Annotated in this window: 7 protein-coding genes, 1 tRNA gene and 5 pseudogenes; 4 read left to right on the top strand and 9 right to left on the bottom strand. The window is 52.9% G+C overall.

Annotation, left to right across the window (positions count from 1 at the left end; all coding sequences use genetic code 11):
- Nucleotides 1-98: 98 nt before the first annotated feature.
- Complete coding sequence (urtA, locus tag LJU29_RS23585) at nucleotides 99-1,364, bottom strand: urea ABC transporter substrate-binding protein (RefSeq protein WP_257111242.1); 1,266 nt, start codon at nucleotides 1,362-1,364, stop codon at nucleotides 99-101.
- A gap of 245 nt (nucleotides 1,365-1,609) precedes the next feature.
- Nucleotides 1,610-3,520, bottom strand: a pseudogene (locus tag LJU29_RS23580) (dermonecrotic toxin domain-containing protein); the annotation flags it as partial.
- A 117-nt stretch (nucleotides 3,521-3,637) separates the two neighbouring features.
- On the opposite strand from LJU29_RS23580, the gene LJU29_RS23575 reads away from it, so the two are divergent.
- Nucleotides 3,638-3,714: transfer RNA gene (locus LJU29_RS23575), tRNA-Pro, on the top strand.
- Between the two features lie 328 nt (nucleotides 3,715-4,042).
- On the opposite strand, the gene LJU29_RS23570 is transcribed toward LJU29_RS23575, so the two are convergent.
- The 3 genes and pseudogenes from LJU29_RS23570 to LJU29_RS23560 all read right to left on the bottom strand — a co-directional run.
- Nucleotides 4,043-5,446, bottom strand: a complete 1,404-nt coding sequence (locus LJU29_RS23570) for a site-specific integrase (protein WP_057423110.1) — start codon at nucleotides 5,444-5,446, stop codon at nucleotides 4,043-4,045.
- A complete protein-coding gene (mobH, locus tag LJU29_RS23565; protein ID WP_257111241.1) occupies nucleotides 5,443-7,341 on the bottom strand; it encodes a MobH family relaxase in 1,899 nt (632 codons plus the stop codon). The genes LJU29_RS23570 and mobH overlap by 4 nt, the downstream gene beginning before the upstream one ends.
- A 413-nt stretch (nucleotides 7,342-7,754) precedes the next feature.
- Nucleotides 7,755-8,288, bottom strand: a pseudogene (locus LJU29_RS23560) (SOS response-associated peptidase); the annotation flags it as partial.
- A 67-nt stretch (nucleotides 8,289-8,355) separates the two neighbouring features.
- On the opposite strand from LJU29_RS23560, the gene LJU29_RS23555 reads away from it, so the two are divergent.
- Together LJU29_RS23555 and LJU29_RS23550 are read left to right on the top strand one after the other, a co-directional pair.
- The gene (locus LJU29_RS23555) at nucleotides 8,356-9,129 is read left to right on the top strand and encodes an IS5 family transposase (RefSeq protein WP_257112858.1); all 774 of its coding nucleotides are present in this window, start codon (nucleotides 8,356-8,358) and stop codon (nucleotides 9,127-9,129) included.
- Between the two features lie 70 nt (nucleotides 9,130-9,199).
- A pseudogene (locus LJU29_RS23550) lies at nucleotides 9,200-9,432 on the top strand (recombinase family protein); the annotation flags it as partial.
- A 49-nt stretch (nucleotides 9,433-9,481) separates the two neighbouring features.
- Here LJU29_RS23550 and LJU29_RS23545 read toward each other — a convergent pair.
- The 4 genes and pseudogenes from LJU29_RS23545 to LJU29_RS29780 all read right to left on the bottom strand — a co-directional run.
- Nucleotides 9,482-10,144 carry a YopT-type cysteine protease domain-containing protein gene (locus tag LJU29_RS23545; protein WP_194246791.1) on the bottom strand — a complete coding sequence of 221 codons (663 nt, stop codon included), beginning with the start codon at nucleotides 10,142-10,144 and terminating at the stop codon, nucleotides 9,482-9,484.
- Nucleotides 10,145-10,738: 594 nt separating this feature from the next.
- On the bottom strand, nucleotides 10,739-11,719 hold the full coding sequence (locus tag LJU29_RS23540) for an IS5-like element ISPsy2 family transposase (RefSeq protein ID WP_054078085.1): 981 nt from the start codon (nucleotides 11,717-11,719) through the stop codon (nucleotides 10,739-10,741).
- Nucleotides 11,720-11,761: 42 nt separating this feature from the next.
- A complete protein-coding gene (locus LJU29_RS23535; protein WP_257111240.1) occupies nucleotides 11,762-12,424 on the bottom strand; it encodes a hypothetical protein in 663 nt (220 codons plus the stop codon).
- Between the two features lie 782 nt (nucleotides 12,425-13,206).
- A pseudogene (locus LJU29_RS29780) lies at nucleotides 13,207-13,503 on the bottom strand (recombinase family protein); the annotation flags it as partial.
- Between the two features lie 309 nt (nucleotides 13,504-13,812).
- Here LJU29_RS29780 and LJU29_RS23525 point away from each other — a divergent pair.
- Nucleotides 13,813-14,172: pseudogene (locus tag LJU29_RS23525) on the top strand (transposase); the annotation flags it as partial.
- Nucleotides 14,173-14,216: the final 44 nt, after the last annotated feature.

The raw sequence follows: 14,216 nt of genomic DNA, 5'->3' as shown, positions 1-14,216 counted from the left end.
ACAAAAAATGCTTTCCACCCTGAGGCCGAGCGAACGTGTGCGTACGACTAGCGCTGGAGCGTAGGGGCGAGAGTTATTGTGCTCTCAGCCCCGTCACATCAGTTGCTCTTCACGGGATGATCAGGCTTTTTGTCGTTGCCAGGAATGTAGGGGCTCCATGGCTGGGCGCGGATCGGCTCTTTGGTCTGCCAGACGACGTTGAACTGACCGTTGTCCTCCACTTCGCCAATCATTACCGGCTTGTGCAAGTGGTGGTTGGTTTTGTCCATGGTCAGGGTGAATCCCGACGGTGCTGCGAAGGTTTGTCCGGCCATTGCCTCGCGTACCTTGTCCACGTCAGTGGTTTTGGCTTTCTCGACTGCCTGTGCCCACATGTGAATACCGACGTAAGTAGCTTCCATCGGGTCGTTGGTTACCGCTTTGTCAGCGCCTGGCAGGTTTTTCTTTTTGGCGTAGGCAGTCCAGTCAGCGACGAACTTCTTGTTGACCGGGTTTTCCACCGACTGGAAATAGTTCCAGGCGGCGAGGTGGCCTACCAGTGGTTTGGTGTCGATGCCGCGCAGTTCTTCTTCGCCTACCGAAAACGCTACAACCGGTACGTCGGTGGCTTTCAGGCCCTGGTTGGCCAGTTCCTTGTAGAACGGTACGTTGGAATCGCCGTTCACGGTGGAGATAACCGCTGTCTTGCCACCCGCAGAGAACCTCTTGATGTTGGCCACGATGGTTTGATAGTCGGAGTGACCGAACGGAGTGTAGACCTCTTCGATGTCTTTATCCGCTACACCCTTGGAGTGCAGGAATGCACGCAGAATCTTGTTGGTGGTACGTGGGTAGACATAGTCGGTGCCGAGCAGGAAGAAGCGCTTGGCCGAACCGCCTTCTTCACTCATTACGTACTCGACCGCAGGGATCGCCTGTTGGTTAGGCGCGGCACCGGTGTAGAACACGTTGGGCGACATCTCTTCGCCTTCGTACTGCACGGGGTAGAACAGCAAGCCGTTGAGTTCCTCAAAGACCGGCAGCACCGATTTGCGCGATACCGATGTCCAGCAACCAAAGACCACCGCCACCTTTTCCTGGGTCAGCAATTGGCGGCCTTTTTCGGCGAACAGTGGCCAGTTGGAAGCCGGGTCGACAACCACTGCTTCGAGCATCTTGCCGTTGACGCCGCCTTTGGCGTTGATTTCGTCAATGGTCATCAAGGCCATGTCTTTGAGCGAGGTCTCGGAGATCGCCATGGTCCCGGACAACGAATGCAGAATACCGACCTTGATGGTTTCGGCAGCCTGAACCGTCCAGGTCAACCCCATGGCGGCGATCGATGCGGACAGGGTAAAGGCTTTGATCAGGCTGCGACGCTTCATTGACTAGCTCCCTTGGTTCATTTTTTTGATAGGTCTACGGCGGTGCATTACGTTGCTCTTTCATAGCAAGGTCTGGGCCAACCCAAGGGCGTCGCAAAATGGAACGAATGTGTCGCGCAGTAAAGGGTATGCGCACCAACCTGGAACGGGGGCAGGAAAAGGGCGTGCGCTATGCGCTGCAATGGTGCGGGTCACGAAATACCAGCATTGTCTCTACTGCCGTTGTGTTCAAACGGCCAAGCGCCTCATACCCAGAACTCCTGTGCTCCGGTGTAAAGATCGTAGGTCTGGTCAACGAGTCGCTCGGGAGCATCGAACTAGGCGAACAGCTGGCCGTTGACCCGTGTTGTCGCACCCAGTTGCACGCGAGTTCCAGGCGGGATGGCGACGTGATCACCGAGAAAGCCGGTAAACATGTTCTTCTTGGGCACATTCGGCGCGAAGATAAAGAATACCGGGTGATTTTCCGAGTTGGCGTTACTGCTCACAAATCCATCCTGGCTCCATCTGGAGGCATTGGCTCGCGATACCGATGCGGACTGCACGCCATTATCTGTAAATACCGCACCTATCTCGCGTTCCAGGCATGCCACTCCTTCGCTGGATACATACGTGGAGCGAAAGGCAGTGCCATGCCATGGCTTGAGTTTGTAGAACTGGCGGAGAAACCTGCTTGTGGTGGCGTTGCGCATACCGTTTCGCAATACAGGATTGATGGCCGCCGAACCTCCCTCTGTATAAGCTGCTATTTCCGAAAAGCTTTCTGCGTTGGACGCTCTACTCAGGGCGAGGTAATCGGCCTCGAACTTCAAACGTTCAGCGCTGCTTGCTTCTTCCAGGGACGCAGGCCAGGTAGTTGTCAGGCTGGTCAGCTGTGCTTGGGCATTGCGGATGGCTGGCTGACTCAGCCGCGGTATTTGTTTTCCCACGGTTTTCCAGGCACCGCTGGTAGTACGCAAGGCAAACTCCTGCTCATGCACCAACTGCGTTGCATCCATCGGGTTCGGCCGATAAAGGCGCGAGTGGCCAAACATGTTGGCACGACGGCTTATGAAGCAGGTCTGGCCCTCTATCTCGATGGCAGTGAAGCGGTGAGGGTCCATAGCGACGATCAATTTAGAGTCTGCAAAACGTGGGGCTTTGGAATGCGACAGGAGATAGCCAATCTGTATCTGCCCATCGCGGCCAACTCTGCGAATCAGGTGCGGACTTCTTGCTGCTCCGGAGGCATGCGTTACCGGTTTAAGCGCTAGCGCCACATGACCAATGAGAGCAGTGGCAAGATAGCCAATGGCGCTCAGAAACTCCTCGGCGGCTCCTTCGTGGTCGCCTTCGTCTATTTTCGAAAAGGCGTTCCAGGTTTTATACAGGCCCACGCCCAGCGCAACAGGCATCATGATCGGTTCAGGCAGAAACAGAATTGCGATACCGGCGATCAGATCGAAGCTTCGGCCGGCTTGCCCCTGATTGGTTTCCTGGCTCATATGCCGCTTGGCTTCGCTGATCAACTGAGTGATCCTGGTCTCGTGAATTTCCTCGTAGATATCTTTGCTCTGGCGGATAAAAACGACTGGATGCAGCAGCCTTGAAGGGATCGGTATAAGCGAAAATTGAGTAAGTACCTGTGGCGGGCGCCAGTGCTTTGCCTCTTTCTCGTACTGCATGGCACGCAGTGTCTCCAGACGCCTGGACAGCGGTATTTGCTTAAGCAGGTACTGCTGAAACGGGACTTCTTCCAGAAAGGTGGTGGTGAGATGAAACATGCTGCTGAACCAGCGGAAAACGATGCCGTCGGAAGCATTCAGTGTGCACAGTACAAGCGGTCCCTTATCGAATTTCCCCGCGGGAGCGATCAGCATGACATTGGTCATCTTGAATTGATTGACAGTGAAAAACCTGACTTCGATGGCTTCATCTTTGATGGTTCGGCGCCCTTGCGGTGCTGGCGAATCCAGCACTGCTTTGATCCACTCTCGACCCGCTGGCGCAAACGCCAGTTGTTCGATCTCCAGCAGCATCATCTTCATCTGAGCTTTCAGCATGACTTTTCGTGACTGCTTGAGTTGTTGCGCATACGCCGATGTTTTCAGATTGAGGTCGAGGTACTCGCTGAGGTGCTGAGGGGTCTCGATGGTTGTAACCAATTGGTCGTAGGTTCGAATCCCACACGACCCACCATTTTTGGTTCCAAGGTTTACCTTGGAGCCGAATCTTAAAGATCTGATGCCACTCGTATCAGGTCGCAGGCAGCTAGTTGAGGTGCCTTGATTTACCGGGGTATAGCGCAGTCCGGTAGCGCGCCTGCTTTGGGAGCAGGATGTCAGGAGTTCGAATCCCCTTACCCCGACCAAACACTGTTGTGGCTGTATCTTTAGGACCTTGATGGGTGTTCATGTCTCAGTTTGAGGCAGGCTTTACCGTATGAGGGGTCTTATACCCAAACAAGCAGCCGTCTGTCGCGAAACATAGCGTCAGCAAGCTGTGATGTCAAATTGGAGCGCCCCGTACCGAGCGAAAGCCTGTGTACGGGGCGTTTTTTTTTGGCAAAAAATGCTGTGCTGCGCGTGTATCGGCCCATATGAAGCAGTCATTAGGCCTGATAATTAAATAATCTGCACCGCGATGCATCTGCTGATAATGGCAGATTGAGTATTTTTACAAATATTCAACGCAGGTGATCAGCCTGACCTGCCAATCCATCCGGCCAATTCCAACATTTCCGGGCGTAGCTGCCGAGCATCCTGGCTTGGGACAGGTCTTTCCTCAATTACTGGTTCAGCACCAGTTCCACCGCCGGCAATGTTGTTCTGTACCCACCTGGTGAGTTCTCCCAAGCTTCTCAACAGATCTTCTGGACTGGAGCAGCCTAAAGGTAGCTGGCTGACTGCGGTGTCGCGGTCACTAGCGGGTGAGGGCGTCTCGTCGCGGTTCGCTGTCCTGGTATCTGGAGCAGTTGATGGGCTCATGGTAGAGACCGGTTTAGGCAGTGCGCGGGGCTTGGTCAAGGCCCGGACAGCTGCGCTTTCGGCTTTTGCAGTTGTTTCGCGAGTCGTAGTCGACGGAGTCAAGTCCTTAACTGGAGCAGATATTGATCGGTGTCTATCAGCACGCAGCGTCGCATCCGGTTTTGCCATGTAGCTGATTTTGGCCGGCCGCTTTCCTCGTTCATTCATCACCTCCCGCATCATGTCGTAGTCGGGTTCGATGTAATCCATCGTGGTAGCTATATTCGAGTGGTTCAGCAATTTCTTGGTCAGATAGATATTGCGCTCTGGTAGCGTCATGAGCTCACTGGCGATCGTGTGTCGGAAGCGGTGAGGCGTCATGCGTATGCCGGTCATCGCAGTGAGTTTTTTATACATCGCCTCAACTTGGTTGGAGTTCATCTCGTGGCGGCGGTAGTGGCCTGAAAATCTGTTTACGTTGAACAACTGGTCACCAGGCTGGAACCTCAAGGCCTTCGCTGCGTGCATAAGCGTTTCTAGCTGAGCCATCAGGCCGTCCGGGATAGGAATCAGGAACTCACGATGAGTCTTCTCCGTTTCGCCTCTGACTCTGATCAGTCGGTCGCGCAGGTATACATCCGCATATCTCAGGCATAGCAGCGCATTGAGCCTGATCCCCGTGTAGTAGAAAGTTTCGAACACGCACAGCCAGAACCAGGCAGGTGTAATTTCTGTCCGTTTAGCGGTGGCACGCTCCTCTGCCGCCAGCATCCTCAGCCAGTTACGAGCGCGGACGCTTGCGTCGTTCGCAACTGTCTTTTTTGGGCGCTTGGGCGGCATCACACGCGTGTTTTTAAGTGGGTTAACAACCAGATCCAGCAGACCGTGCTCAATTGCATAGCCGTATATGGTGCGCAAATGGCTGGAATACGTGTTCCAGCTGCGCTTGGAGATCCGCTCAAGCTCAGACCTACGCCAGTCAAGCATGTCGCGGTGGGTCGTCTCACAGGCAAGGCAGTCGCCGAAGAATCTGACATAGGATTTTGTGGCAGCCCAGTAGATCTTGACGGTGTCGGGCCTAAGATCATGAGTGAGTACATATTCCTGGGTCAGTTCCGGAAGCGTCATCGGTTTCATTCAGATGTGTCCTTGTCTACCAATTCTGCCAAGCTGATGACCGGGTTGTCATAGGGCACCTCGCTGAAAACGTCGGTAGGCTCTATGAGCAGATAGCCCCGCAGTTGCTTGCTTTTTCGTGGTCCTTTGACCAGACATGTCCAGATGTTCAGGCCTGCGCCAGTCTTGCGATGTTTTTTCAGCTTCTCAAAAGAACGCTGAACGACCTGCCAAGCTTCCAGATCACGCTCTTTAGCCTCACGCCCTATATCTGGGTGCTCAAGTGCGTAACGTTTGAATATGTCCGGGCTCACCAGGAACGCAGTGCCATCCACGGTATGCACACGTGCCTTGGCGTCATTGATGATGATCCTGTGGGAGATCACGCCCCCCTTCAGCCAGGTGAGGAAATTCAAGCCGTGGCTTGAGCCACCTTCAGGCGAGACTTTCGCTGGCTCTTCCACTCGCGGTGTGTCATTCGTTGCCTTGTCACCCACAAGCTGCCGAGGTTGGCTTAGACGAGTAGCTGTCGGAGGAGGTGGCGAAAAGGGAATCTGATCATCATCGTCTATCGACTCGGGTGCTGGTTGAGTTGGTGATGTCGCTACCGGGTCGGGGAATAGATCGAGCAGCTCGTCCAGTGCATCAAAATCTTTCGCTGCAGTAGGTGCTTGCTTTGGTGCAGGGGGCGCTGCTGACGCTGTAGGCGTAGTTTTGTTGCTCACGGGTTGTGATTCTTGGTCTCCAGCAGTAACTGGCTCGTTTTCATCAGCAACTGCTGACGATTCCACGGTCAGCGAGCCGGTATACGTCTCAGGTCTATCAGTTGTGTTTGGCCAGACCAGTGCCGGCGCTATTTTCAGCACCGTGAATGTGTTCTTCCAACCCCGACCATTGTCGATGCTGGCCTTCCATATCGCTTTCCCCTCTCCGTTGGGCTGAATGATCGCTTGATCCTGAAGCAGGTTAAACATCGGGGCGTTGGAGGTGGGGATGTGTTCGATACCTTGTGACAGCAGATGAGCTCTGAGCTGATCTACGGCTGGCTTGCTGACAAGCCACAAGCCGTCCTGAGTCAACCATCCGTCCGAGGGACCGTCGGGCTGGTTCAACTTAAACTTCTCGGAGACGAGCATCCTCAAGCCTTCAGCGAGCTGCCGTTGAATGGACTGCTTGGGCGCTGACATAGCTCGGCCAGGATTGCCTCCGAGCTCCTTTGCCACGGAAGCCTGGTCAGCTTGGGAGACAATTTCACCAAGGATATCGGCATGCTCATACTGACCAGCGAATGCGAACACGAGTTGAGACCAGAGCTCGGGAAACCCGCTGAGCCAGTCCAATGCCTTCGCCGGAATCACGTTGGAGTAGATCAGCGACGAAGCGGCTCCATGCAACCGATAGTCTCGACCTTTCACGTACTTGAATCGGTATGGCTGATCCATAGGCCCGTGCCATGGATGCCAGATAGTGCCATCCGCGAGTTCAACCTTCACGTCTACCGCAATCTTGCCCAAGTCGTGGACGAGCGCACCATAGGCTGATGCTGCAGACCATGCTTCTGACTGAGCCGCCTGCGACTCGGGCGGCGCTCCGATGGGGAGCAGATACATTTGCCTTATCTTCAGTGCGTAGGCGACGATTTCGAGACCGTGATCCAGCATGCCACCATGATATGCATGGTGATGATTTTCAGAGGCAGGGAGATGCTGCACCAAGGCTGCGTAGCTCTTGAATGCCTGCATGTAAAGCGTCTCGAACTGCTCACGCGGCAGAGAGGTCCGCTGCCAGATGTTTTCAATCAACTGGCGCCGTCGGGAAGTCGACAGCAACGCGTCGGGAGATTCTGGTTTGAAAAAGCCTGCAGCAGCATTGGACGATATCGGAGACGCTTTTCTTCGCGTGAAGAAACTAAGCATTTAGGCACCCATGATGAAGTCATTGGTGGGCCTTTTGCTTTATATGGCTCAGCGTGACAAGTCGAAACCTATATCCATCCTGGAAAGGTTACATACATAGCCGTCGCTTGATTGGCTGGGATCCAAACAGTGACAGAATTGGATGTTGCCACGCTCGCGTAAAAAAATGTAGCCTCCAAGTGACTGTTAAGTAACATTTATTGTAAATTTCTTTTTTATTGAGAATGCCTTTCGAGCCCTTTCGGCATCCATTTCCGGCGGACTCGCCGGCCCTTTCGGGTAAGGCACTTACCCTTATTCCCCATTCCATTCAAACCCTTCGCTCTGCCATTTGCTTCAGCCCATTTAGCCCCTTTCGGGGCGGACGAAGATGGACAGCCGTTTGTCGGGTCGAAGTCAAAGGCGTGGGGCAGTCAAAGCTCAACGGGCTGGATGAGCTCCGGTCCTTGATTCCGCACGTTCCCCACTGCGCGACCAACCGGGAACCATTCAAAATCGTCGACAATCCTGCAGTGCTCTTTTGCCAACGCTTCGGCTTTCTGCGGTGTAGTTTCGGAATCAAGCCATGCCCGCGCATCTTCTGCCGTCAGTACCACCGGGCGGCGATCATGAATGTCGACCATTCCCGAGTCGCTTGCCGACGTGATGATTACAAACCCGTCGCCATCATGCGGCTCAAGCCCTCTGTGGACCTGAACCAACGCAGCAAAAAACATGGGCTTTTCACTCTTAAGGCGGATGAAGTAGGGCTGCTTTTTCTTGGGGTCATCCGGGTCCTTGACCCATTCAAACCACCCGTTCGCTGGGACAACTGCCCGTCCGCTAGGCCAGAGCTCTTTGAAGAACTTTCCCGTCATTACGGTTTCGACTCGAGCGTTGATTGGGGCTGGTCGTTTGCCTTTCGCCCAGAAAGGCTCCCACCCCCACCGAACCTTGTCGACACTTAGGGAAACTCTGAAAAAGACTTCCTAATTTGGCAAAATCTCCGGACACCAGTCGCCGAGCTTTTCGATGATGAAACAGATGACCTTCGCCGACGCCGAGTATGCCGGCAAGCGCAAGCAGACCCGTAAGGAATTGTTCCTGATCGAGATGGATCAGGTGGTGCCCTGGAAAGGTTTGATTGCCCTGATTGAGCCCTATTATCCAAAAGGAGAAGGTGGCCGGCCCGCCTACCCACTGATGGCGATGCTGCGTGTTCATCTGATGCAGAACTGGTTCGGCTACAGCGATCCGGCGATGGAAGAAGCGCTGTATGAGACGACCATCCTGCGTCAGTTTTCAGGCCTGAGCCTGGAGCGAATTCCAGACGAAACCACCATTCTCAACTTCCGTCGTCTGCTGGAAAAGCACGAGTTGGCGACCGGGATTCTCGGCGTAATTAATGGTTATCTGGGCGACCGTGGCTTGTCGTTGCGTCAAGGCACCATCGTCGATGCCACGCTGATTCACGCGCCCAGTTCGACCAAGAACAAGGATGGCAAACGCGATCCTGAGATGCATCAAACCAAGAAAGGTAACCAGTACTATTTCGGCGCCAAGGCTCACATCGGCGCCGACGACGAGTCAGGCCTGGTGCACAGCGTGGTAGTAACAGCGGCCAATGTGGCAGACGTCACGCAGGTTGCCAAACTGCTACATGTAACGACCTGCAATCGAAATGGCCCCGACCTGCAATCATCGCGTTTTTCGACCGGGATTGATTGCGTCTATCCGAGCCAGCAAAACCGGGATTATTTGCGAATGAACCTGCATTCATCTGGTTCGACCTGCAATCAACCGTCATGAACCGGAATTATTTGCAAGTGATTGCTCGCCGTTGATGTCTCAGTTAAGTACGCCTAAATAGGCTACCATCATGACGACTCTCAATGTCACGCGGATCTACCTGCGTGTCAGTACCGAAGACCAGGACTTGCAGCGCCAAGAAGCAATCATTGGCAAAGCGCGAACCTCGGGCTACTACGTGGCTGCGGTCTATCGCGAAAACGCCTAGGCGCTCGATCCGACCGTCCCGAGCTGTTGCGCATGATCGAGGACCTGCAACCTGGTGAAGTCGTCATCGCAGAGAAGGCCGACCGAATCAGCCGCCATTGCTCCCCAGCCCCCTGTTCACTACGCATAAACCTGTATCAAAGACTTACGAGCGCACAGGCAGAATATGTATTTCTGGGACCGGAAATCTACTCGAATAGGCTTGAATTATATCTCGCATGCTCTCCTCAACGGTACCTGTGTCAGCTTTAAAACTGTATTCTCCATGATTCGGATCAAATACATGTAATTTGTTACCAGTACAGTGCGTGGCAATCGCATGGTTATCTCCGTTCATCCTCACGATAACAAGAACATGGGACGAATTGGGATCTCGCAGCGTATTTGCCATGCTTCCCATAGCTTGTTCTTCATCGCTCATAATATCAAGAATGCGAGCATTACTGAGACGCAATGAATAATCTCGGAAGGTGGGAGAGAATAATATTTCGTACGGAGTACGAGGATTATTTATTTCATGATTACGGTACGTCTGCTGACGCTCAGCAACTTGTTCCAGGGTCGCTCTATGTCGCATATGATCGATACGTGCTTCGGCCGGTTGTGAGTGATGGCGGACGCGGTCCAACCACGCTGCGGTTAACACAACGCAGGCCGCTCGTTGATCGCCGACTCTTGCCAGCTCATCTGCTTGCTTGAAAGGTATCTCTTTGATGCGTGAAGCTGTGGAGCTGGAGCATCCCCCTATAGTTGCTTGAGTAGTATGTTCGACCGCTGGTTGCAAAGTGTTTGATACTCTCACGCGCATATCCTCTGAAAAGTAGAAACACTGAGTGGTCGAGACCTTCTATCAGTTCCGCTGAAAAGGCATGGCAGCTCAAAGCGCCAGTTTTACCCAGAGGGTCAGTTCTAGGTTGGCGTTAGGTGTAGCGGCCTGCAATCGAAATGGCCTCGACCTGCAATCAACGCCTTTTCCGACCCGAATTAATTGCGGTTATCCAGCCCCGCAAACCGAGATTCAGTGCCAATGAACCTGCACCCATCCGCTTCGACCTGCAATCGAGCACAGCCGACCAGGATTAATTGCGACTGAAGGCTGTCGACTGTGGCAACTATCGAGCTTAAATTCCTATCTTTTCGACACAACCTGACAAATCTATAGAATTAATCCTCAGGAAAAAGAACTTCGTCTGGTTTTATACGTAAGTGACCAGTGAACTCGAACTGGGTCGTGTCTTTTTTTAGAAAGTGACTAAGGAAGGTCTGAAGTAGCCGGATGTTTTCCGGCTACCGAGTCCTCAGCACTTTTCAAAAAACGATGCATGTCGAAATTTGCTCAATTATCTTCGCTTTTCAGCTCTTTCGGCCGCTGCAAAGCCTTTTGCGGTAACCATTTCCTGCATTACACGCGCACCTCTCCTGCGCTCGCCAACAAATGTCGACGGGCCATCCACAGGTTTGACAGGGCGAACAACGTCACCATCTGCGCGGTGTTCTTGGCCAAGCCCCGAAAGCGCACTTTTTCATAGCCAAACTGGCGTTTGATGACCCGAAACGGATGCTCGACCTTGGCGCGAACCTGGGCCTTGGCCTTCTCGATTTTGCGGATCGCCTTGTACAAAATACTGCGTTTTCCGTGCTTTTTGTAAGTGCTGCGGCGGGCGGCAATCTGCCAAATGACCTTGCGCCCAGCGTGTTCTTCGCGCTTCTCGACCCCGGTGTAACCTGCGTCGGCGCAGACTACGTTTTCCTCGCCGTGCAGCAGTTTGGCAACCTGCGTGACGTCTGCCACATTGGCCGCTGTTACTACCACACTGTGCACCAGGCCTGACTCGTCGTCGGCGCCGATATGAGCCTTGGCGCCGAAATAGTACTGGTTACCTTTCTTGGTTTGATGCATCTCAGGATCGCGTTTGCCATCCTTGTTCTTGGTCGAACTGGGCGCGTGAATCAGCGTGGCATCGACGATGGTGCCTTGACGCAACGACAAGCCGCGGTCGCCCAGATAACCATTAATTACGCCGAGAATCCCGGTCGCCAACTCGTGCTTTTCCAGCAGACGACGGAAGTTGAGAATGGTGGTTTCGTCTGGAATTCGCTCCAGGCTCAGGCCTGAAAACTGACGCAGGATGGTCGTCTCATACAGCGCTTCTTCCATCGCCGGATCGCTGTAGCCGAACCAGTTCTGCATCAGATGAACACGCAGCATCGCCATCAGTGGGTAGGCGGGCCGGCCACCTTCTCCTTTTGGATAATAGGGCTCAATCAGGGCAATCAAACCTTTCCAGGGCACCACCTGATCCATCTCGATCAGGAACAATTCCTTACGGGTCTGCTTGCGCTTGCCGGCATACTCGGCGTCGGCGAAGGTCATCTGTTTCATCATCGAAAAGCTCGGCGACTGGTGTCCGGAGATTTTGCCAAATTAGGAAGTCTTTTTCAGAGTTTCCCTAAGCGTTCGAACAGAACATCCTTTCGCATCCACTTTTAATGCCCCACTCAAAGGAGTTCCCACGTTTTGGGCCGCTGCCTGATAAGCAGCAAGTACAAGATGAGAACAGAACGCGCCGTCTTCCCCCCACTTTGGATTGGATTCGAACGCGTCTTTCCCATATTTTTTTGCAGAGGCTATGGCTAATGGGCCAAAATTTGAGAAGCGAGTGACAGACTTAGCGGACTTAATTGCATTGTAAGGTATTTTTCGTTCGCTTGCCCATGACATGGCTGACTGCGCTGCCCAGTCACCTATATTTTTGTCTTTAGGCCGGTAAACCTGATAAAGGCCCTTGCGCAAGGCGGTGTCCATTATACCGCCGCCGCGCATTTCAACAACTTCACTCTCCCCCTTCCCACCACGCTCGGTTGAAACTGGATTTTGGGGATTTCGAGTCCACAATATTGCGTGAACCGCACTGGCTTTACCTAGATTATTCCTCAGCATAGACAGACCTTCAAGTTTTTGGCCTGCAATAATAATTTTATGCAGCTTCTCGGTATCATGTGGCTCATCGATCAGAAGCAAAATATCGCCTGGAATAAGATCGGCTTTCTTTACATTTGGCCTTTGTGGGCTCAGCATGACGCTCATAACTCGTGCGTTTTCAGCGGGTTCCGTTGACACTGATGCTTGGGAGCCGACAGGCGAGCTGATTGAAACCCTTTCCTCGCCGAAAGAAAACCTCCCTTGCTCTTGAGCTGGGTTATGCTCAGACATTGTGTTCTGTTGAATGCTAAAAGGCGTACCACCTTGTATTCTCATCATCATTCCTGCCTGTGTAAGTATTAATTTAAAAGCTATTTATTGAATATCTTGCAAAAGATCAAATTAGACGGCTAGTGAGCTACACGCTTGTTATGGCATAATCTGCTTTAGCACATTCTCCATCTTGGATTTTTACTTATGTGGTCAGAACCCCTCGATCGGTTCCACATAAAGCATGTCTATTGAATAAAATGTATTTTACTGGCTGTGGTCTGAGCTCTAACTGCAAACCTTTATTTTTAGGCGGCGGTTGCTGGGGCAGAATGCAGCAAAATAACTGAATTAAAGTTTACGTAGCATGTTGCACACTAATTTACTTGGTTATCACTTCAATCGAACATTTAAAATCGAAGTGCTCACGGCCTCACATTAATTGCGAATGAAACCGCATTCCGTCGCTTCCGATTCATATTAACTGCGGATGAAATTAAACGATTTCAAATCGGCAATCCCGCCGCCAGCATCCTGTCGCGCAGTTCTGTGGTGCGAGCCGGATCGAGTGCGTTACTGAACAGCGCTTTGATCTCGGTGGGTCTGGCGTCGAACTGCTCGACCAGATCCTTGATGCGGTAGCCATGGCGCGTCAGGGTTGGTTCCAGATCATCCAGTTGTCGCGACAGCACGGATTCCACCAACTCCGCTGAGACAGGTTTTTCTCCGGTCAGGTAAACGATGTCTTGAAGATCCTTGATGCTTCGTGCGAGACGATCAACACGCGTCACCACTAATGTATCGCCAGGGCGTAGAAAATCGAGCAGTGTTTTCAACTCCGTCCGACCAACCCGGCTAGCCCCGCTTTTTTTCTCGGAGCGCACGACATCACAACCTGCTTCACGAAAAGTTTTTTCTTGCAGAACGAAATCTTGATCGCTTGTGGAAACGCGAGCGTATCCGTAAAGGGCCATCGTCAAGTTTGTCTCTTTAGGCTCTAGAAGCTGAGAACTTACCATATCAAAAATGAAATGCCACCCTATTGAGACGCAAAAAGCGCCTCAGCCACGCGTCTCACAAGGGTGTGCTCAAATGAGACATAAGCGGCGAGCGATCACTCGCAAATAATTCCGGTTCATGACAGTCGATTGCAGGTCGAACCAGATGAACGCAGGTTCATTCGCAAATAATCCCGGTTTGCTGGCTCGGATAGACGCAATCAATCCCGGTCGAAAAACGCGATGATTGCAGGTCGAGGCCATTTCGATTGCAGGTCGTCACAGCTACACGGCGAGGAAAACGTAGTCTGCGCCGACGCAGGTTACACCGGGGTCGAGAAGCGCGAAGAACACGCTGGGCGCAAGGTCATTTGGCAGATTGCCGCCCGCCGCAGCACTTACAAAAAGCACGGAAAACGCAGTATTTTGTACAAGGCGATCCGCAAAATCGAGAAGGCCAAGGCCCAGGTTCGCGCCAAGGTCGAGCATCCGTTTCGGGTCATCAAACGCCAGTTTGGCTATGAAAAAGTGCGCTTTCGGGGCTTGGCCAAGAACACCGCGCAGATGGTGACGTTGTTCGCCCTGTCAAACCTGTGGATGGCCCGCCGACATTTGTTGGCGAGCGCAGGAGAGGTGCGCGTGTAATGCAGGAAATGGTTACCGCAAAAGGCTTTGCAGCGGCCGAAAGA

Origin of the sequence: Pseudomonas ficuserectae (genome assembly GCF_024584585.1) — a bacterium.
GTDB lineage: Bacteria > Pseudomonadota > Gammaproteobacteria > Pseudomonadales > Pseudomonadaceae > Aquipseudomonas > Aquipseudomonas amygdali.
This window is presented reverse-complemented; position numbering and strand designations above follow the sequence as displayed.